This window comes from Methylomonas lenta, assembly GCF_001644015.1.
Taxonomy (GTDB): domain Bacteria; phylum Pseudomonadota; class Gammaproteobacteria; order Methylococcales; family Methylomonadaceae; genus Methylomonas; species Methylomonas lenta.
The window spans coordinates 22,099-42,108 of sequence record NZ_LUUI01000122.1 but is presented as its reverse complement, the minus strand read 5'-3'; the positions used below and the strand labels follow the sequence as shown (position 1 = coordinate 42,108).

The window sequence follows — 20,010 nt, the reverse complement described above, 5'->3', positions numbered from 1 at the left end:
CAGGGAATCAGCAAGATGAAATATTCCAACGAATTTAAATTTGACGACTTGCAGGGATTGCTACGTTTTGGGCATGGACAATTATCAGAAACCTGCTTTCTATTATTGAATATTGTCGATGCAAATGCGGCTAAACAGTGGTTAAGCAACGCCCGGGTAACCAGCGCTATCGAAACAACACCAAGACCGCAAACAGCTTTGCATATTGCTTTTTCAGTTGCCGGATTGCGAGCCATCGGGCTGCAAGAAGCACTGATTGAGGGTTTTTCCGATGAGTTCATAACCGGTATGACCGGCGACGAAAGTCGTTCCCGCCGTTTAGGCGACATCGGCGTCAATGCACCGGCATACTGGGAATGGGGTGGCGATAGCCAGCAGGTGCCGCATGTTTTATTGCTGCTATATGCTGAATCCGATGGCATAGCTGCCTGGCGTAAACAAGTTGAAGACACGTTATTTACTGCGGCGTTTCAACTAATAAGCCAGTTACCGACTCAAGACATGGGTAAGCGTGAACCTTTTGGATTTGCCGATGGCATTAGCCAGCCGAACATAGACTGGGCAAACCGACAATCTACCGACACCCATCAACGCGCAGAGTATTCCAATTGGCTGGCACCAGGCGAAATAGTGCTTGGCTATCCTAACGAATACAAACAGTACACGGTAAGGCCGTTAATCGATCCGCAAACCGATGCTCTGGCAGCCGTTTTACCGATTGCAGAAGATCAGCCGGCCTTAAAAGATTTTGCCCGCAACGGCAGCTATCTTGTGTTACGGCAGCTGGATCAGGATGTGCCGGGTTTTTGGCAATTTCTCAATAAAGCCACGGATGGTGCCCCCGAGCAGCTTGCCGCTGCCATGGTTGGACGACAGCTGAACGATGCGCCGTTGATGCCAACAGGTGTCGAAAAAATCCCTGGCGTTCCGGTCGACGACCAACTCAATCAGTTTAATTATGTCGGCGATCCTCGTGGAAATGTTTGTCCCATTGGTGCGCATATTCGCCGAGCTAATCCGCGTACTGGTGATTTGCCCGCTGGTGTGACGGGTTTATGGACTCGGCTGATCAGAATTTTAGGCTTTGGATTAAAACATCCGAATGATGATTTAGTGGCATCCAGTCGTTTTCATCGCTTATTACGCCGCGGGCGAACTTACGGCCCACCATTGTCTCCAGCAGATGCCAGCAAACCCGATGCGCTGATTGCCGAACGCGGCCTGCAATTTATTTGCCTGGTAGCCAATATCTCCCGGCAATTTGAGTTTGTGCAAAATGCCTGGCTGGTCAATAGTAAATTTGCCGGTCTACAAAACGAGAGAGATCCGCTATTGGCTCATCGCAATCCGTTAAACGATGGTAACAGCACCGATCGATTCCAGCGCCCCGATCCATCCGGTCCGGTCCGGGAAACCTGTCATCTTCCACAGTTTATTAGTGTGCGTGGTGGTGCTTATTTTTTTATGCCAGGGCTGAGCGCACTTAAATATCTTGCAAGTTTGCCTAGCACAGGAAGAGGACATTCAGCATGACGATCAAGACTTGCCTATTGAAAGCCATTCACCGATTTTTACTGCAACTACTGTATATCGAGCGCCGGTTTGAACCCTGGTTTCGGCCGCAGTTGAACGCGCTGTTTCGAGCGCCTATGGTTCGATTGGTACAGTACTTCATTAACCTACGCCGCAAAGACCAAGGCCTAAAGATAGCCGAGGAAACATTCGACCCTGATGAAGAAGCCAGCCTGAACAACATTATCGATCAAATGGCCGATCAGATGCGCGGACGTTTCAAACCGGGCGGCTATGAGCGTGGCGGCAACACCAAAACCCATGGTGTAGTAAAGGCAACGGTAACCATACGTGAGGATATACCGGCGCATTGCCGCATAGGCATTTTTGCAAATCCGCGTAGTTACCCTGCCTATGTACGCTATGCAGGCCCTGGTCCGAACGTACCCTCGGATATTCAAGATGTCGGCTTTATGAGCATGGCGGTTAAATTAATGGATGTACCGGGTGAAAAACTGATGGATGAAGAAAAGTTTACCCAGGACATTATTACCACCAGCGGCGGACCGACCTTTGTCACCCCCAACACCCGGGAAAATGCCAAGTTGCAATACTGGAGCTTGGTGGATATGACGCTTTACTATTTCCTGAATCCGTTCGATTCCCATCTGCTGGATATGTTTATGCAAAGCCTGTGGAATGAAACCCAGACCAACCCGCTGAACAAACGCTATTGGAGTTGCACACCTTACCTGCTGGGCGAAGGCCAGGCCGTGATGTATTCCTTTGTGCCGAAAACCAAAGTCGTATCCCGCATACCCGGTCTACCGTTTGGGAAAGTGCCTTTCAATTATTTACGGCAAAATTTGAGCAAAACCCTCAGCGAGCAAGATGTGGAATTTGATCTAATGATTCAGCTACAAACCGATCCACATTTAATGCCCATCGAAGATAGTTCAGTAAGCTGGCCGGAAAGATTATCTCCGTTTATTCCCGTCGCTACTGTGCATATCCCCAAACAGCAATTTGAATCGGAAGCCTTAGTCGAATTTACCAAACGCCTGAAAATGAATCCCTGGCATTGTCTGCCAGAACATCGGCCACTAGGCAATCTTAATCGGGCACGGTTTAAATTGTATTTTGAGTTATCCAAATTCCGCCAGCAGATGAATCAAACCACCCATCTGGAACCGACGGGTAATGAAGTATTCGACTAAAGATTCTGTAAAAAAATCATCCTGCGAGCTTATGGGCGTCAAACGGTTGTTATTGAGCTCATACTAAACAGGGACGGTTTAACCCACGGAATACTCATAATTCTCTACCTCCTACAAGCCCTCAGCTGCTTTTTTTTTATATCTAATTCATAAGATTACAACTACTCCAGCGCGGCCTTCACGCTTAGCTTTGATGAAATATCAGCAAAAACTAAGCGTATGCTTAAATTCCGCTAGTATGTCTCTCTTACTGAAGGAGAAACATACGTGCAAGAAGAAATCAGCCATTTATTAGAACGTTTGATTGCTGCTGAAGATAACGAGCAAAAAGCCATTTTCGAAGTAGCCATCGAGGAACTGGAAAGCAGCGAGTTAGCCCTATTACTGGAGTCTTTACCTCTGCACGAACGTTTTGATCGCTGGCAACAAGTGCCTGATGCCGATCAGATCGACGTATTGGTTGCCATGCGCGCCGAACCACGACAAACCATTTTCAAGAGTTTGTCGAAAGACCAATTACAAGCTTTGTTAACCGATCTGCATGCCGAAGATTTGATAGAGCTGGCAGAGTCTTTATCCGAAGACGCCGTCGCTACTGCGCTGCAAAGCATGAAAAACAATCAGCGGCGTTATTATGAAGTATCCACCCAATACGAAGACGACCAAATCGGCCGTTATGTAGACCACGAACTACTCATATTACCGCGCACCGCCAATGTAAAACTGGCGTTGCAAAAACTGAAACGTAGCTTTCCTGAATACACCGATTGTATCTATTTGATTCAGCATAAAGGCATCTATGTCGGCACTGTGCCACTACAGGCTATTTATCAGGCTACCCCGGAAACGCTGCTAATAGAGCTATGCATAGAAGATCCGATTACCATTTCTGCGGACAACTATTTGGTGGATGCCACTGAAAAAATGGAGCACTCTGGCCTGATGACACTCCCCGTGCTGGGCACCAATGAACGACTATTAGGCAGATTGACCCTGCGTTTGGCGCTAGAAATCACCCGCGATTCTTACGAAAGTCAGTTGATGGCAACCGCGGGCATGGATGAAGATGAGGATTTGTTCGCGCCAGTGTTTCGCAGCTCCACGCGCCGGGCAACCTGGCTGGGGATTAATTTACTCACTGCCTTTTTAGCATCCTGGGCAATTGGCTTATACGAAGCCACTTTACAGCAAGTGGTAGCCTTGGCGGTGTTAATGCCGGTAGTTGCTTCCATGGGTGGCATCGCTGGCAGCCAAACCTTAACATTGATAGTCCGCGGCATCGCATTAGGCCAAATTTCAAAAGGTAACGTATTGCCGTTGTTACTCAAAGAAATCAAAGTCGGTGGACTGAATGGTTTGCTTTGGGCTTTGGTGATTGGCTGTATCACCGCACTCTGGTTTAGTAGCGTCGGCATTGGGCTGGTGATGGCTGCGGCAATTGTGATGAATATCCTGGCAGCAGCCGTCTCCGGCGTTTTGATTCCGATTATCCTGGATCGATTCAATATAGACCCGGCACTCTCCGGCTCGGTTATTTTGACGACTGTTACTGATGTGATAGGTTTTGTGGCTTTTTTGGGATTAGGCACAGCGTTTCTGCTATAAACGGATGTTCTAAAGGCGCCGAATACGTTGATCGAAAAAGGCATAGTGGCATGGCGTTTAAGCTGGCTGGAGACGTTAACTACCCGACCATGCTATAAAATCAATTACATAGTCGTAATAAATATCCCCCTCAATCAATAGAGTTTACTGCCATGATCTTTGCTTCCGATAACTGGGCGGGTGCGCATCCCGTCATCGCCCGCCGGCTTTATGAAGAAGCCGCGGGTTTTTCCGTACCCTATGGCGCCAGCGAACTGGATCACGAGGTTGAGCAAAAATTTAATCAGCTGTTTGAACGCGAAGTGGCGGTTTTTTTTGTAGGTACAGGCACTGCAGCAAATTCGCTGGCACTGGCAGCCGTTAACCGGCCGGGAGGCGTATCCTTTTGTCATCGCGAAGCGCATATGATTGAAGACGAATGCGGTGCACCGGAATTTTTCACCCACGGCGCCCGTCTTGCCCCGGTTGATGGCGAAAATGGCAAAATCGACCCAGGTAAACTCAAGGCGGAGATTAACCGCTTTCCGCCTGGATTTATCCACACCGGCCAGCCGATGGCGATATCCATCACCCAGGCTACCGAAATTGGCACCTTATACCAACCTGATGAAATCCTGGCGATTTCTGAAATCGCCCAACACAAACAACTACCCTTGCATATGGACGGCGCACGTCTGGCCAATGCACTGGTTGCGCTAAACCTAACCCCAGCGGAATTAACCTGGAAACTGGGCGTCGACATCGTCTCTTTTGGCGCCACCAAAAACGGTTGTTGGTGCGCAGAAGCTCTGGTGTTTATGCAGCCGGAAATGGCCAAAGATTTACCCTTTATCCGCAAGCGTGCCGCCCAGCTATTTTCTAAAACCCGCTTTATCGCCTGCCAATTTGATGCCTATCTGCAGGACAACCTCTGGCTGGATCTTGCCCGTCATGCCAACCTGATGGGGCAGCGCCTGCAAAACGGTCTGCTAAACACCAAACATGCACGCCTGGCCTGGCCGGCAGAGGCCAATGAGGTTTTCTGCATTATCGACAAAGATCGTACCGACCGACTCAAACAACAAGGCGCGGTTTTTTACCCCTGGAACCCCCCACACTCAAAGCAAGAGCTACTGGGAGAGAATGAAATTTTGTTGCGCCTAGTCACCAGCTTTGCAACCGAACAGAATCAAGTTGATCAGTTTATTGATATGTTGGGTTAGTGAAATAGCGTGGAATTTCGTTATTAGGTGGCGAAGTTAGGTTAACTCTATAAATCGGCAGAAATAAAGTCAAAAGTCATAGGCATCCTAAAGTTTAGATTCACAGCTTGCGCATCATCGGTAGTACCAATGCCTAAAGATAAATTAAAGGTTGTTTGCGGGGAATATTTAAATGAATAACCGACCAAAAATTGTCCAATATCTAATTCACTACCCTCGATCTCTTCGCCATTAACAGCAGAAGTAAAAACATGTCTGTGTGAGTAACCTAAACTAAACGAGGTACGATCATTGATACCAAATCCTAAACCAAAACTGAGGCCAATCGCATCGCCGGGATCGAATGTGCCGAAATCCTGTTTAGTTTCTGTATTATAGTTGTAGCTAATGTTGCCGAAAAAAACCGCCGGATCGGTTGGGTAAAGAGCTGTAATACTAGGTTGAAAACTGAAATAGCCCACGCCAGTAGGTAATTCGGAGGGATATGTCGCTCCCGGCACGCCTTGGGCATTTACATATTCGATATCAAATGGGCTTTTACCTGTGGGTACTGTTGTCAATACGTTACCGACTAAAATTGGCCAACCGTTTGCGCCGCTGGTTAGTTGATAACGTGTAGCAATCTCAAGATCACCAATGCTGCTACCGGAGGCATTAAATGTTTCGTCAGTAGCTGCGCTGATATCGACGGGGCGAGAACGCTGTGAGTCTGAGCGATAAACATAAGGCATTCGTAGTTCAAATTCCCATCTGTCGGTAATACCGTAACGTGCGGCCAAACTAGCCATCATGGTGTGCCGTTTAATCTGCCGTATGTCAATTAAACCTATCGCTATAGCCGGAATAAAGGTATAGGCATCCAGAAATACTCGATAATTATCGTTATAACCATATTGTAAGGATGGCTCGATAGCAATTTTACCTTTGCGTGTCAAAACGCCGCCTACTGTTTCGCTCAGGCGAGGAATTTCGGGTGGACGTTGCATTCCTTTGTGTTCAGTCGGATCCTTTCCGACCGGTTTATCGGGTAATTGATTTGGAGGAGGTGCAGAACGCTGACTAGCTGCGGCAGTAACCACGGGCTTTTTAGGATTTTCCGCTGCTTGCTTATTTGAAGGGGCTTGATTTGACAAGGCATCAAGCCGAGCTTTCATTTGTTGCAATTCTTGGCCTTGATCTGCAATGATTTTCCGTTGAATCTGAAATTCTTTTTGCTGTTCAGCTAAAAGCTTTTTATATTCTTTGAGTAAATCAACATTATTTAACTCTTCAGCAAAACCCTCATGCCAAGGTAATAATAAACTTAAAAAAACAATAAGCAACCGATTGTTTTGCGCTTTTTTTTTGGAAACATAACTGTAGTTATAATCCATTTTATTCTCCTTGTTTTTATAGTTTTAATAAGCTATGCATGCAAATAACAACTCAATTGAAGACTAGCATATCAACCATTATTCAACAATAGACAAAAACGCAAATATAAATATTTTTTCACTCCAAGATGTTTTCTTATAAATTCGGCATGATTAATGCGTTAAACATCGTCCCACTATGATTTACAGACATATTCTTTAGATTGCTCAATTCAATATTGACAGTGTTAAGCGTTTGAATGAATTGATTATCTAAATTATTTTGAATGACTGTTCCAAGCGCTGATAAATTTAGTTGCTGAGACTGATTATCTAAACCATTTTGCAGCAAAGTAACGTTATCAGGCAGCTGAAATGCAGATACCATTTTGACCACGCCATTTAAAGAGACTACACTTTCATAATTAAAATTGACATTGATGCCATTCGGTAATAGAAAGCCGCCTCTTAATTGATCAAGTTCTTCATCGCTTGCTTGTGCCACATGATTTAAAACATCCTCATGATCGTTAAATTCATCTATTGCAAATGCCTGACTTACTAAAGCCTGCAAAACAAATACGCTCATAATATAAGCATAGCGTAGCGAAATAAATGTATTTTTATATGATTTATGAATATTCATTTCGTCGCCCAGAGTTAATTAAAAGTCCCAACGACCTGGCTGCAATAGATTGAACGCTGCCAAACTGTCACGATTCAGATCGACCATTCTATCCAATGGTGCTTTAGTTCTAAGCGCCCATTCTGCTTTATCCTGAAAATGGTTATCAGCCAGTGTCTGTTTGTCATGTATTAAAAACAAGATACGATTTTCCCACATTCTTTCAAAATCAGGCCTGGGAAATGCCTTAACACCGGCTGCAGGGTCTCCAACCAATACCTCGCTATCACTGATACCCTTAATAATGACAAAATGTAAATAGCCTTTGTTATTAATAATAGTAATGGCAGGCGCATTGGCCTCAATTAGTCCATCCAGATTAAGCTTAAATCCATTGGCCAAATAGCCACGTCTCTCTAAATACAGTTTCATATCCAGCATCGAAAATCCCTGTTGCTGAATTTTTTGTTTATCTCCATTTTCGTACATATCTACAAATACCGCTTGTTCATCCACAACATCGTCATAGTGAAACGATAGCAAACTCGCTAGGGTAGCGGAACCACAACTAAAGTCGTACTTTTGCTTATATACAGTTTTAAAGCGTCTTTCTGCAAAGCTCATTACCGGAACTGCATAATTTCCACCACCCGCCATACCGTTTAAATTAAAGGCATCAGCATAGGTATTGAATACGGACAATATCATCAATAAAGCAGGTATCGCAGCAGATAATTTCATATCAAAGGGTCCATTAAGGTATAACCGTAACATTGAATACCGTCGAATCCTGAATAATGACATTATTACCACTATTCTGTATCACTGAAATCATACCGCTTGCCCCTGCAAATGAACCATTATCAATAATATTAAACCCATTCATATTATTTGTGGCAGTATTATCTTTCAATAATGCAGTTACATTTTGCCTATTAAGCGTGAGTATATCTACCCCACCCTGTCCTCTCTGATTATCCAGATCTTCACTTAATACCATTTCAGCCTGCTCAAAAAATGCTGCATTACCCGTCTCAGCATTAACCCCATTATTTGCCAGCATTCCTATCAGCAGCGTTGAAAATAAACTTATTATTAATCTTTTCATACATTGCCCCTTTTAATTACATTACTAACTAGATACCGGCGAACAATTTCTTGTTCGCCGGTAAACTCAAGTTAATCTATGATAATTAACTTTTAAGGAGCCACAGGTGTGTTTTGATTGACGCTAACATTGCCTTGGAAAGACACTTGTTGTTGCGCCAAAGAAGAGTTACCTGAATTTTGTACAGACTGATTCAGACCGGCAAAGTTATTGTATGAATTATCAATACTATTGCTGGCTACAGGAATCAAGCCGCCATTACCATCTTTTGCAGCCAGCATATCGTAGCCTGCACCCGCGCCGGTTACACTACCAGCCAGATAAGAGTTATTAACAGAAACAGCGCCGCCATTTGAAGCTATAGCAGGTGAAGCATCACCACTGGTAGACACGTTTGTTTGCGTGTAAGTTGAGGTTGCAGAACCTGTGTTGGATGCGGCAGAACCTTCTGCGTCAGCTTTAGCATGGTTGTTGGTGGAAGTTGCAGTTCCATCACGACCCACTGCTGCGGCTTGATCTTCGGCACTCGCTTTGCTTTTATTGCTGGTGCTGGAATCTGTTGTAGATGCACTACCACTGCCGTTAACAGCTGCAGCTCTATCTTCAGCATCTACTTCACCGTTTTTCGCAATACTGTTATCGGATTTTGTATTAGTGGTAGAAGCGGTTCCACTGCCATTGACAGAGGCTGCATTATCTTTGGCTTTAGATTCACCATTGTCGGCAATGCTGCTATCTGTTTTTGTATTGGTGGTGGAAGCGGTTCCGCTACCGTTTACAGCAGCTGCGTTATCTTCAGCTTTTGCTTTACCCTCTGCATTAACACTACTATCAGTTTTTGTAATGGTTTTGGTGTCATTATCTTGGCTGTTATCAGTGTTATAGCTTTCTTTAGCTGATGTTTTTGTATAGGTTTTTGTGTCGTTGTCTTGACTGTTGTCGGTGTTATAACTGTCTTCAGTTGAAGTTTTTGTATAGGTTTTTGTGTCGTTATCTTGACTGTTATCGGTGTTATAGCTTTCTTCAGCCGAGGTTTTTGTATAGGTTTTGCTATCGTTATCCTGGCTGTTATCAGTTTTAGTAATAGTTTTGGTATCGTTATCTTGACTGTTATCGGTGTTATAACTTTCTTCAGCCGAAGTTTTTGTATAAGTTTTAGTATCGTTATCCTGACTATTGTCGGTTTTACTGAAGGTTTTAGTATCGTTATCCTGACTATTGTCGGTTTTACTGAAGGTTTTAGTGTCGTTATCTTGACTGTTATCGGTGTTATAGCTTTCTTCAGCCGAGGTTTTTGTATAGGTTTTGGTATCGTTATCCTGGCTATTATCAGTTTTGGTGAAAGTTTCAGTATTTGTCTTTGTATAGGTGTCCGTAATTGCACCAATCGAAGAAGTACCGCCTTCACTGATGGATGAATTACCTTGGCCTTTTGCTGCAGAATCAACACTCGCCGACTGACTATCAACAACTTCAGTCGCTGTATTAGTTGGGTTCGCCCATGCGCTGGATGCTGAACCCAACGCCAACAAAATACCGGTAGCTATTAATGTTTTATTGAATTGTTTCATTGTTTTTACTCCGAAAAGATAAAATTTCAAATTCCATCAGATGTCATATCCAATGAGAGTGGAACATACGATTAATTTCATAATTTAATCAGTCGCTACCACGATTAAATTATGCTTAACGTGATGCTCAAAATTCCATATAAACAATCTCATTATTTAATTAAAATTCCGGATAAATAAATCAAATAAACAATTAATACAGACGCAAAAAATCCTCACCACTTACAGCGCTTTAACTGAATCAGACTACAACGTCATAATCATTAACCAACTCTAAATAAAATAGACTTACTGACTTTAACGTCGTTAAATAACATCATGATTTACACCATGACCGCCAAAGCAATAACTTTAAGAACAAAGCGCCTCTTGCTTTTCAATATCAGCATTGTGTAAATTCAATCTATAGCCAAAACCTTTTATAGTCATAATCCATCTTGGATTATTAGGGTCATTTTCAATCTTTTTTCTTAGCAAATGCATATATTGATAAAGGTCTGACTTTGTTGCCCGGCTATTTTCAGGCCAAATGTGATTAATAATTTCTTCTGCGGAATAGATTCGATCAATATCTGTAGACAACAATTCGATTAGATCAAACTCCTTACGTGTCAAATCAACTCTACGATCATTCAAAAATACGCACTTATTATTACTGTCTATTCTAAGACCCTTAAAGCAAATTCTTTCAACGCCTCTCTGTACAGACAATATAGAACCATAATCGGCGAAATTATTTGAGTCACCACTTCTTCTTTCTTTGAAGTTTCGCCTTTCACGAAACCTTCTATCATCAGCAGAACGAACATCTAAGCAGAATTTTTTCTTAATAAACCAATCGACCTCACAAATAGAATCATTAATAACCTCACCAAACCAGCCAGGTATCCCATTATAAATATCTGCTGAGTTCTTATTTAAGCCACAGACCATTAAATTCCCCTTCATGCTCTCTATAATAGACAATAATGTATCCAGTACTTTTGTGTTATCACCTAATAGTTCTAGAGAAAAAAACACTAAAGCAGGTCTGATTACTTCAATTTCTTTAACTCCAGCCATATCAAAATCATGCTCATTTAAAATTATATTGTTTACATAACAATATCCTTTTAATAATCCTAAGAAATATTTATCATTATCAACAACAGAAATACTATTTAATATTTTCATTATTTTTATGGTTAAAATAATTTTAATAATATGACTCAACTGTCTTAATATGCAAGCTTCTATGCTTAATTTTTTAATTTTTCGTCTAAATCCAGTCACCCTCTACTGCAAGACATCCAGGTATTTTTCTATAGTATGAATAATCAGTTGTATATAATGCCGACCATGATGCTCATTGTGATTAAAATTTATTTGACATTTATACAAATCACCATACTGACCAAACATCTCAAACCGATGACCAATATGCGCCCAGAATCGTAACTGTGGATTAATATGTCCATTACTGATTAAGGATATTTCAGTTAACTCTGGCAGCACGACACTCACATTCTGCCCAACAAGACAGTCAGTTTTCCAACCGAACAACAGACTACTTCTGCTGTTGCAGTGATGAATTCGACCGTTATCATTCAAAATCAGGATAGCCATGCCGCCATCAACAACATCCTTCTCAATATTGCTAATCTTCATTAACTTTTCGCGTACAGAAACGTTAAATTTTGCTAGTGCTTGATGCTTGTTTTGCACAACCCCGAAACCAGGCCCAATGGCTAACATGGCTGAAGGATTCCATCTAACTTGTTCACACATAGCAATTAGCGGCTCCAATCTGTAGACAGCCAACTGTCTATGCCATTTTGGATACACATTCCAGCTGTTCCATAGTGAATTTGTTGACACATCTAATCTACTCATAGTCGCCCCTCATATCTCAACAATCAAAATCCTGCTGTTTACCGAGAATAAGCCATGCTGTGAATTTGGACACTGACGTAACTGCTTTTTCATTCTTGCCATAAGCAAACCCAGCATCCGGATCAAACAACGCATTGTGATTAGTAAAGCTGCGACGGAGAATCACGCATGGACTATGTTTTTGGTTTGTGGGTTAATAATCGCCGTTAGGAAGTTTTTTTTCTATCCGTGCGAACACGTAAGGGTTAGCCCTTATATTCGAAACAAACAAAAGACAATATGATTTCAAGCTTTTTAAATTTATTTAATCCACTTTTTTACTATGGCACAGAGCATTTGTTAGGCTGCTGATTAACCTTTTACATCACCGGACTTGCGCTAGAAAAACGCGCTTGAATCCTGAACAAATTACTCATTAATTCACACCACCCGCTCTTACACTACTGGAGTCTACTTTTGGACACATTGATTGATGCTGCTGTATTCAGATTGTTTTTTGAGTCTGTTTCCGATGCCCTGTTACTAACGGATAGATCAGGTGCAGTCGTAGCCTCTAATCTGTCCGCACAACACCTGCTAGGTTACAACGCTGAACAACTGGCCAAACTTAAAATTGATCATTTATTCCCTGATCTTTGCAAAGCTTTAGAACAACAAAATCAATCCCTCAATCACATGGAAAAACGTGCGGTGGATAAGGGTAGAGTGCTTCCTGTGTCCCTAGGTGACGGTTCAACTATATTGACAGAGATTAGGATTACCGCTTTGCCGCAGAATGAATATCTTTGTGTAAAGATCAATCGGTGCGATATTGACGAGCATTGGCAAAAAAATCAACGCACCAGTGAAAATGCTGAATGCCTACGCGCCATGTTTGATCAAGCGATTATCGGCATTGTACAAACCGATTTACTCGGTAACATCACCCATGTTAACCATTATTTTTCTGAAATCACCGGGTACTCTGAGGATCAGTTGCTAAGTATCAATATGCGAGAACTCATCCATCCTAATGAACAACCACGTCATATTGAACTCTTTCAAGAACTGATTACTAACAACCGTCCCTATACGCTCGAAACGCGCTATTTGTGTAAAAATGGCCACCAAGCCTGGGTCAATATTTCATTTTCCCGTATCAATGACGCCTTACGCCAACCTTGTAATTGCGTTGCTATCGTGGTGGATGTAACCGAGCGCGCTTTAACAGCATTGGCATTACAATCCAGCAAAGAACTCTTAACACTCGCGGAAACTGCCACTAACTTTGGTATATACGATATCAATTTGATCGACCAACACATACATTGCAATCAGCGGCTTCGCGATATTTGGGGTGTTAGCGCCGAGGAATCGTTTACGCTTGAAAAGTTCCTCTCAGGCATACATCCAGAAGACCGTATAAATCGAGAACAGCTGTTATGTGAATATTTGACGCAGGAAGGATTAGGGCAATTTCATCTCGAATATAGGGTTCTACAGCCGCCGGGGCATGATGAGATATGGGTTTCTTCTATTGGCAGAGGATATTTCCACGACAATCAGGTAACGCGTATCGTAGGCATAATTCAAGATATCAGCAACCACAAAAAGAATGCCCTTGCAAAACAAAACAATGGCCTTGCAATTAGAGCGTTACATCATAAACAACTAGCCACCCAAACAATATCAGCTATTGCTCATGAACTCAATCAACCACTAACAGCCATTTCCGCATACAGTGAATTCGCCTATCAATCCCTGGATGACAAATCACCCGACCTGAATAAAATCAAACAAGCTGTTCAAGACTGTGCCGAACTCGCTCAACACGCCGGTCAAACCTTACATGAGCTATTGAACTTTCTTCATCAAGATAAAATCACCACTGAATTATTGGATATTAATAGCTTTATTAGAGAAACAATAAGCACAGCTCAAAACAATAGCTTGGGCAATTTCCAGACTCAGCTGCAATTGCAACCCGGATTACCGCCCGTACGCACTAATCGCCTACAAATTCAGTTGGCACTAACCAATGTGTTACGCAACAGTGTGGAAGCAATGCGAGATGCCGGAATGGAACCCAAAACCATTCTTATCAGCATCAAAGCCACGACCAAGCTGGATATGATATTAATTACAGTTCAAGACAACGGCCCCGGGTTATCCTCAGATATTGCAAAGCGCATTTTTGACCCTTTTTTCACCACAAAAACCGGTGGTATTGGTATGGGATTAGCCATCACCCGCGCCTTAATTGAAGCCAATGACGGACAACTCTGGCTCGACCAAAATTGCAAGCTTGGCGCAACTTTTCACATCACCCTACCCATCAGCTTATGAACACCAACGACATGACTGTGTTTATCATAGATGACGACCCAAAAATCCGTGATTCTCTGAAGCTAATAATCGAACTGGACGGCCTATCTGTAGAAGGTTTTAGCGATGCTAAGACATTTCTTGAGTTTTATCAGCCTGAATTGCGTGGTTGCGCGATCATCGATATCAATATGCCTGAAATGAATGGACTCCAACTCCAGACAGAGTTAAACAACCGCGGCTTCCCGCTACCAATCATTTTCCTTACAGGGCATGGCAATATCCCCCTCAGTGTTAAAACCATCAAAGCCGGTGCCTCGAATTTCCTAACTAAACCTGTCTCACGTAAAACGCTAATGAACAGCATTAATACAGCACTAAAAGAAGGCGAAAAGCAGGTGGCTGAACAGGAGGAAAATCAACGTTGTCAGTTATTACTTGGATCACTGACTGAGCGGGAAAAAGAAATTATGCCACTCTTAATTGAGGGTCTGACCCATAAGATAATTGCTCAACAACTAGATATCAGCCATCGTACAGTCGAGATTCATAAATCAAATATATTGCGAAAAACCTCCAGCAAAAACTTACTTGAGTTGGCACAGATTGTCACTATAGGTGAGGCACTCTATCCGAATACGAAGGAATAATCCCCCAATTAAATCAAGAATAGAGTATTTTGCTAAGGCAGCTTCAACGATCCAGCATTCGACGACCCTAACACTCAAAACCAGGGCCACATAATCAACTATTACAAAATTCCCTTAAAAATCGTTGCCAGTCCTCAACATAATCTACATCCCATTGCTGGCTTAGCTTAAATACAGTCAATCCATTCTGTTCTGCACATAGATAGGTTTGAGAGGCTACGGTGTTAGTGCCCCAAGGCATGCTTTCAAATAAAAACTCTTGCGACTCATTCAAGCCGATCAAAACGTAGCCACCGTCTGCAGCTGGACCAATCACCACATCATAGCCATTTTGCAAAGCTGTAAATGCTTGTTGAAGATCAGCATAGGTGAGACTGGGACAATCGCACCCCATAACAATCACATGACGATAGCTTGTGAGTGCTTGCTTAAAGGCATTAAGCATTCGCAATCCTAGATCAGCGCCCTCTTGTTTAGCCAATGTCAATGGATAATCCACAGCGCACGCTTGAAAAAATGCTTGCTGTGTATCCGGTGCACAATACAACTGCACATCACACAACGGCTGTTCAAAGGCGCGATTCAAGGTGAACCTTGTAAGTTGAATATGCGCTGCCACCGCCTGTTCTGCTGTTAGCGATGGCTGTAAACGGGTTTTGACCTGCCCTGCTATCGGTGCCTTACAAAACACCAGTAATACACAATCGGGAAAAAGAGTATTCATGTATTAGCGTAAACGTAAACGCCTGAATGGCAATGCCAATAAACCGAAAAAACCCAGCTCATTGGGCTCACGAAAACCGTTGAGACCTATCGTCATCTCGGTCTGCGGCAATTGCGCCTGAGAAGTGTAGGTTTTAAATAATCGATCCCAACAGGACAACGAAAAACCGTAGTTGCTATCGGTTTCAATTGGTCGGGCAGAATGATGAATTCTATGCATGTCGGGGGTGACCAACAGATATCGCAAACGCTTTTCCCAACCACCCGGCAGACTGACATTACCGTGATTGAAGAGCGCGCAGCCGTTTAAAATGACTTCAAACATAATTACAGCCATGGGCTGAGCACCTAGCAGCAACACCAGCACCACTTTGTAAGCCATGGACAACATGATCTCCATGGGATGAAAGCGCACGGCTGTTGTGGTATCAAAATCGATATCCGTATGATGTACTTGATGTAAACGCCAAAACCAGCGCCAGCGATGAGCTGCGACATGCTGGGCATAAATCGCCAAATCAAGTAACAACAGACTACCCGCAATACTTAACCAAGAAGGCAATATCAAGACATTGAATATCCCCACAGATTGCTCTGCCGCCCAAATACTTGCTTGCCAGGCGGCAGCACCAACACTGATACGCATGACCAAAATATTAAACAATGCCAGCCCCAGATTGACTGTCCAGCGCTGCAGACGCTGCAACTGCAATCGCCGTGTTGGACGCCAGGCTTCCCAGACTAGCATGCCTATCAAGATGCCAAAAAAAACACTCAAACGCACAATCACTTCCATTAATGGCTCCCGTCATAAATCGCAGCCAGATAAGCTGCATCAACAAAATGGTTACCCCAGCCTTCCTTGCAAAGCCAGGCAGAAATATCGACATTGCCTCGTAGACAGCAAAGAGAGGCAATCTGTTAGTTGGGTCAATCAAGATTGAGATTCTGGCAATGACTGAGTAAAGCTCGGCTCTCAAGAATCACACATCTGACCTTAAAAAATATTTCATGTCGAAAATTACTTCGGTTGTGAGCGTTTTGACAAAACCGGCACCAATGACAAACCGCCCAGTAAACTCAATGCCAATAAAGTTTGCCAGGAGAACAACTGATCCAGGCTATCGATACTGCCCAAAGATTGCCCCAGATTGGCAAATATAAAACTACCGGGCGCGATACCGATGAACGTCGTTATCAGATAAGTACGCATGGATACTGAGGTAAAGGCTGGTGCCAAGTTGACCAACCAAAATGGAAACAGCGGCACCAGACGCAGAAACAGCAAATAATTAAACGCATCCTCATCAAAGCCATTCAGTAATTTCTGTGATAAGGCACTTTGCTGTAAACGCTTTTGCGCCCAATCAGCCAACAAATAGCGTGCCAGCCAAAATACTGCCGCAGCACCTAGCGTGGCCGAAATCACTATCAAAAACGTGCCCACCCAGCGCCCGAACAAAAACCCCAACAACAACGATAATACTGTACCGCCCGGCAAACTGAAGGCTGTGGAAACAATATACCCTATGCCACACAGTAGCAGCATGCTTAGATAATGCCGGCCAGTAAATTCAAGCAAAGCATCCCGATTTTCACGAATATTTTCAAGACTCAGTATCTGTGGGCCGTCGAACAGAAAAAATACAACGACAACCATCAAAAGCCCCACTATCCAATATTTTTTGTCCATAGTGACCTCCGTATTTGATGTTTAGATAAACCCAGAATCGATTGTGAACGGTTTTGCTGATGAAAGACAGTCTTACGTGCTTGGTCAAGCTGCTTCTCGCATCAAGCATCAAAATATCACTGAGTTTGATATCAGCGAATAATTCCCTGGCAATGCTAAATTACTTTCTAGGGTTATGCTTGAAGCCCTTGGCATTAAACAGTGTAGACAGCAGACGGCTTTGGAAAACCATGCCCAAAAGCCCGTCTGCATCAACGATAGGCACATGATGATAGCCTTGGTTGACGATCAGCGGTAGCAACTCACGATATGAGCAGTGGTTGGCAGAGTAATAACCTTGCGAGTCATGATATGACCAATCGCTTCCGGTTTGTTGGTATGGGTAGTATATGTGCTTCGGATGAAAGCCAGCCATTTATCCTGAAAGATTTCGGTGAGTCAAGCAGCCAGTCTAACCCAAATCAGCCGATGCCCGATGAAAGACATCGGCATAAATATTCAGCAAAACCAGCACTATATCTTTGGTTTATGTTCGGCAAAGGAGATAGCGGCTTCATGCCTCTCAAATGCCAAACGTCAGCAATGCCAGTAAATCTTATTCTTTTCAAAGCCTGCATACAAATACTGCTTTTTAATCACCTTAGGATATGATTGGAAATATCTTCCCGATACCCAAGCGCATCGTTCCTACGCTTCGCGTCACTGCCATTAAGTTAAGAAAAAGCTCCCTCTCCTGCTGGAGAGGGTTGGGGAGAGGAGATTTATAATAAGGCAAAAAAGCTTTATTTAATCCCCTCATCCTAACCTTCTCCCGGAGGGAGAAGGGATTGTTCTTCCTTAACTTAATGGCAGTGACGCAAAGCATGGGATCCATAAGCGGAAGTTAAATTTGGCGAAATCCTTAGTTACTAGATAATTGATTTTCTTCGAGAAATGCCGATGAAGCCAAACAAGGTAGAACCCATCAATAAAAAGGTTGAAGGTAGAGGAACCGGCGTTGTAGTAGTTAAAAGTCTGAACTGGCCATCCCAAGCCAAGGGACCGCTAAAGTTCAGACGAAAGCTGCTCACATTGCTAAACACGCCGCTATTAGAAAAGTCATTAAAATTAACCAGAAAATTATCGACCCCGCTAAAGGTTTTAATGCCTGAACTGGCGATGCCATTAACAACCATTTCAGCGTTGACATTCAGGTCTATATCTACGACTTCCAATAAAATCGCATTTCCAAATTGCGTAAAGTCTATGGGATCAAAATTCCATTCTATGGATGCGCTGCCTGAAGATGAACCACTATTACCAATTTCTAACAAATTGCCATCTGATTTAATGCCAATTTTAGAAGCATAATCTCCGACTGTTGCTTCAGCAGTAAAAGTCCTTGATGTATTCTGTAAACTGGTTCCCGTCAATGCCAGCAGAGTGCTCTCTGTGGCTCCTATAACATCTCCTCGATCTCTTACAACTTGAAAATCCGTAAAGTTATCGATAGTCAATTCACTGGCAAATCCAGAATAGCTGAATAATGCGCCCGACATAAATGTCAGTATTGCGAATATTTTTCTTAGAATTTTGTAATGCATCTTTGCTAGTCCTATCTATGATTGTTTAAGGCTAAAAACAGTGGTGAGTACTCTGGATTTCTTAGGCTTTTTTTCTATTGCCTACTTTACTCAATGCCGTTAAGCCAACGGCTAACAAGGCTATTACAGACGGCTCAGGAACGCTTTTAGTTTCCGTTACGAGAGACCCAAAACGAGCATCCCAGTTTTTCACACCGCGAAAATTGAGTTGCAGGCTAGTTAACCGGTTAAACACAGAAGGATCTGTGAACTGAGAAAATCCGATTTCGTAATGCCCTACACCACCAAAGTTAACAAAATCAAAAAAAGAAGTTGCATTTGCAACCATCTGAACTTCATGACTCAAATCAATAAAATTAATATTGAACAAAAACCCATCTGCGATAGCTGCCAGATCAATGGTATTAAAGCTATAAAAAATACTGGTTGTTCCGATCGAGCCGAAGTCGTTAGAAATATTTAATACCCCATTTGCAACAACTACTTCGGCTTCACCATTTCCAGGGGAGGCTGTGGCGGTCAATGTCCGCAACAGGTTAGGCAAATCTGTTCCGACTACGCTTATCGGTCCATTCTCACCGTTCGATACAGCTTGAAAATCAGTAAAGTCATCAATTATTACGCCCGCTTGAACAGTTTGAGCGCTTAAGATCAGAGTGAATAACGCAATTAACTTGACGAGTTTCCGTATGACCATGTTCAATGCTTTTCCTAAGAGTGTGATTAAAAAAAATTGCGGCAACATGCCTGACCATTTATTAAAAGCACACATTGGGCCATATATAAATATGTCATTTAAAATCAATAGACTAAATAATTTTTAAGGTTTTATTTTTACCCAGACATATGCCAGATATGTCAGCTGAGCTGCCAACAACGACTATCTGACTCGAGCCAAAAACGTATTGGAAGGCTTTATGGGAGTTTGGTTTGGCTTAAAGGGTTTGAGATACGTTCCCTAAGAGAAATGAATGATTAGGGCTAATCAGTTAA

The 20,010-nt window shown here is 42.9% G+C and carries 19 protein-coding genes; 7 read left to right on the top strand and 12 right to left on the bottom strand.

What is annotated here, in order from left to right:
- Positions 1 to 15 precede the first annotated feature (15 nt).
- The 4 genes from A1359_RS14660 to A1359_RS14645 all read left to right on the top strand — a co-directional run bounded on the left by A1359_RS14660 (position 16) and on the right by A1359_RS14645 (position 5,536).
- A complete protein-coding gene (locus A1359_RS14660) occupies positions 16 to 1,533 on the top strand; it encodes a Dyp-type peroxidase (RefSeq protein WP_066984539.1) in 1,518 nt (505 codons plus the stop codon).
- Positions 1,530 to 2,729 carry a catalase family protein gene (locus tag A1359_RS14655; RefSeq protein ID WP_066984536.1) on the top strand — a complete coding sequence of 400 codons (1,200 nt, stop codon included), beginning with the start codon at positions 1,530 to 1,532 and terminating at the stop codon, positions 2,727 to 2,729. The genes A1359_RS14660 and A1359_RS14655 overlap by 4 nt, the downstream gene beginning before the upstream one ends.
- 267 nt (positions 2,730 to 2,996) lie before the next feature.
- Positions 2,997 to 4,334: a magnesium transporter gene (locus A1359_RS14650; RefSeq protein ID WP_066984533.1), complete on the top strand. Its 1,338-nt coding sequence runs from the start codon at positions 2,997 to 2,999 to the stop codon at positions 4,332 to 4,334.
- Positions 4,335 to 4,486: 152 nt separating this feature from the next.
- The gene (locus A1359_RS14645) at positions 4,487 to 5,536 is read left to right on the top strand and encodes a threonine aldolase family protein (RefSeq protein ID WP_066984530.1); all 1,050 of its coding nucleotides are present in this window, start codon (positions 4,487 to 4,489) and stop codon (positions 5,534 to 5,536) included.
- A gap of 47 nt (positions 5,537 to 5,583) precedes the next feature.
- On the opposite strand, the gene A1359_RS14640 is transcribed toward A1359_RS14645, so the two are convergent.
- The 7 genes from A1359_RS14640 to A1359_RS14610 all read right to left on the bottom strand — a co-directional run bounded on the left by A1359_RS14640 (position 5,584) and on the right by A1359_RS14610 (position 12,064).
- Positions 5,584 to 6,909, bottom strand: a complete 1,326-nt coding sequence (locus A1359_RS14640; RefSeq protein WP_232322268.1) for a transporter — start codon at positions 6,907 to 6,909, stop codon at positions 5,584 to 5,586.
- Between the two features lie 136 nt (positions 6,910 to 7,045).
- Positions 7,046 to 7,534 carry a hypothetical protein gene (locus A1359_RS14635; RefSeq protein WP_066984527.1) on the bottom strand — a complete coding sequence of 163 codons (489 nt, stop codon included), beginning with the start codon at positions 7,532 to 7,534 and terminating at the stop codon, positions 7,046 to 7,048.
- 18 nt (positions 7,535 to 7,552) lie between these two features.
- Complete coding sequence (locus A1359_RS14630; RefSeq protein WP_066984577.1) at positions 7,553 to 8,254, bottom strand: C39 family peptidase; 702 nt, start codon at positions 8,252 to 8,254, stop codon at positions 7,553 to 7,555.
- Between the two features lie 13 nt (positions 8,255 to 8,267).
- Complete coding sequence (locus A1359_RS14625; RefSeq protein WP_066984524.1) at positions 8,268 to 8,621, bottom strand: hypothetical protein; 354 nt, start codon at positions 8,619 to 8,621, stop codon at positions 8,268 to 8,270.
- A 92-nt stretch (positions 8,622 to 8,713) separates the two neighbouring features.
- Complete coding sequence (locus A1359_RS14620) at positions 8,714 to 10,192, bottom strand: hypothetical protein (RefSeq protein WP_066984521.1); 1,479 nt, start codon at positions 10,190 to 10,192, stop codon at positions 8,714 to 8,716.
- A 351-nt stretch (positions 10,193 to 10,543) separates the two neighbouring features.
- A complete protein-coding gene (locus A1359_RS14615) occupies positions 10,544 to 11,464 on the bottom strand; it encodes a winged helix-turn-helix domain-containing protein (protein WP_066984518.1) in 921 nt (306 codons plus the stop codon).
- A gap of 3 nt (positions 11,465 to 11,467) precedes the next feature.
- Complete coding sequence (locus A1359_RS14610; RefSeq protein ID WP_157200563.1) at positions 11,468 to 12,064, bottom strand: hypothetical protein; 597 nt, start codon at positions 12,062 to 12,064, stop codon at positions 11,468 to 11,470.
- A gap of 456 nt (positions 12,065 to 12,520) precedes the next feature.
- On the opposite strand from A1359_RS14610, the gene A1359_RS14605 reads away from it, so the two are divergent.
- Both A1359_RS14605 and A1359_RS14600 read left to right on the top strand, forming a co-directional pair.
- Complete coding sequence (locus A1359_RS14605) at positions 12,521 to 14,389, top strand: PAS domain S-box protein (RefSeq protein WP_066984512.1); 1,869 nt, start codon at positions 12,521 to 12,523, stop codon at positions 14,387 to 14,389.
- The gene (locus A1359_RS14600; RefSeq protein WP_066984508.1) at positions 14,386 to 15,018 is read left to right on the top strand and encodes a response regulator transcription factor; all 633 of its coding nucleotides are present in this window, start codon (positions 14,386 to 14,388) and stop codon (positions 15,016 to 15,018) included. The genes A1359_RS14605 and A1359_RS14600 overlap by 4 nt, the downstream gene beginning before the upstream one ends.
- A 94-nt stretch (positions 15,019 to 15,112) precedes the next feature.
- Here A1359_RS14600 and A1359_RS14595 read toward each other — a convergent pair whose 3' ends face one another.
- The 3 genes from A1359_RS14595 to A1359_RS14585 all read right to left on the bottom strand — a co-directional run bounded on the left by A1359_RS14595 (position 15,113) and on the right by A1359_RS14585 (position 17,434).
- On the bottom strand, positions 15,113 to 15,742 hold the full coding sequence (locus tag A1359_RS14595; protein ID WP_066984505.1) for a TIGR04282 family arsenosugar biosynthesis glycosyltransferase: 630 nt from the start codon (positions 15,740 to 15,742) through the stop codon (positions 15,113 to 15,115).
- A gap of 3 nt (positions 15,743 to 15,745) precedes the next feature.
- A complete protein-coding gene (locus tag A1359_RS14590; RefSeq protein WP_066984502.1) occupies positions 15,746 to 16,537 on the bottom strand; it encodes a sterol desaturase family protein in 792 nt (263 codons plus the stop codon).
- 225 nt (positions 16,538 to 16,762) lie between these two features.
- Positions 16,763 to 17,434, bottom strand: coding sequence for a TVP38/TMEM64 family protein (locus A1359_RS14585; protein ID WP_066984499.1), 672 nt, complete (start codon positions 17,432 to 17,434; stop codon positions 16,763 to 16,765).
- 351 nt (positions 17,435 to 17,785) lie between these two features.
- Here A1359_RS14585 and A1359_RS14580 point away from each other — a divergent pair, with 351 nt between their 5' ends.
- Positions 17,786 to 18,085, top strand: a complete 300-nt coding sequence (locus A1359_RS14580) for a hypothetical protein (protein WP_157200562.1) — start codon at positions 17,786 to 17,788, stop codon at positions 18,083 to 18,085.
- 257 nt (positions 18,086 to 18,342) lie between these two features.
- Here the strand turns inward: A1359_RS14580 and A1359_RS14570 are convergent, their stop codons facing one another.
- Positions 18,343 to 19,017, bottom strand: a complete 675-nt coding sequence (locus A1359_RS14570; RefSeq protein ID WP_066984490.1) for a PEP-CTERM sorting domain-containing protein — start codon at positions 19,015 to 19,017, stop codon at positions 18,343 to 18,345.
- Positions 19,018 to 19,078: 61 nt separating this feature from the next.
- Positions 19,079 to 19,822, bottom strand: a complete 744-nt coding sequence (locus tag A1359_RS14565) for a PEP-CTERM sorting domain-containing protein (RefSeq protein WP_157200561.1) — start codon at positions 19,820 to 19,822, stop codon at positions 19,079 to 19,081.
- Positions 19,823 to 20,010: the final 188 nt, after the last annotated feature.

What these genes read in the sequence shown, in the direction of transcription:
- A1359_RS14625 (WP_066984524.1), bottom strand. Translation starts at nt 8,621, where the DNA reads ATGAAAAGATTAATAATAAGTTTATTTTCAACGCTGCTGATAGGAATG.
- A1359_RS14635 (WP_066984527.1), bottom strand. Translation starts at nt 7,534, where the DNA reads ATGAATATTCATAAATCATATAAAAATACATTTATTTCGCTACGCTAT.
- A1359_RS14660 (WP_066984539.1), top strand. Translation starts at nt 16, where the DNA reads ATGAAATATTCCAACGAATTTAAATTTGACGACTTGCAGGGATTGCTA.
- A1359_RS14595 (WP_066984505.1), bottom strand. Translation starts at nt 15,742, where the DNA reads ATGAATACTCTTTTTCCCGATTGTGTATTACTGGTGTTTTGTAAGGCA.
- A1359_RS14630 (WP_066984577.1), bottom strand. Translation starts at nt 8,254, where the DNA reads ATGAAATTATCTGCTGCGATACCTGCTTTATTGATGATATTGTCCGTA.
- A1359_RS14580 (WP_157200562.1), top strand. Translation starts at nt 17,786, where the DNA reads ATGACCAATCGCTTCCGGTTTGTTGGTATGGGTAGTATATGTGCTTCG.
- A1359_RS14640 (WP_232322268.1), bottom strand. Translation starts at nt 6,909, where the DNA reads ATGGATTATAACTACAGTTATGTTTCCAAAAAAAAAGCGCAAAACAAT.
- A1359_RS14590 (WP_066984502.1), bottom strand. Translation starts at nt 16,537, where the DNA reads ATGGAAGTGATTGTGCGTTTGAGTGTTTTTTTTGGCATCTTGATAGGC.
- A1359_RS14585 (WP_066984499.1), bottom strand. Translation starts at nt 17,434, where the DNA reads ATGGACAAAAAATATTGGATAGTGGGGCTTTTGATGGTTGTCGTTGTA.
- A1359_RS14620 (WP_066984521.1), bottom strand. Translation starts at nt 10,192, where the DNA reads ATGAAACAATTCAATAAAACATTAATAGCTACCGGTATTTTGTTGGCG.
- A1359_RS14570 (WP_066984490.1), bottom strand. Translation starts at nt 19,017, where the DNA reads ATGCATTACAAAATTCTAAGAAAAATATTCGCAATACTGACATTTATG.
- A1359_RS14610 (WP_157200563.1), bottom strand. Translation starts at nt 12,064, where the DNA reads ATGAGTAGATTAGATGTGTCAACAAATTCACTATGGAACAGCTGGAAT.
- A1359_RS14645 (WP_066984530.1), top strand. Translation starts at nt 4,487, where the DNA reads ATGATCTTTGCTTCCGATAACTGGGCGGGTGCGCATCCCGTCATCGCC.
- A1359_RS14600 (WP_066984508.1), top strand. Translation starts at nt 14,386, where the DNA reads ATGAACACCAACGACATGACTGTGTTTATCATAGATGACGACCCAAAA.
- A1359_RS14655 (WP_066984536.1), top strand. Translation starts at nt 1,530, where the DNA reads ATGACGATCAAGACTTGCCTATTGAAAGCCATTCACCGATTTTTACTG.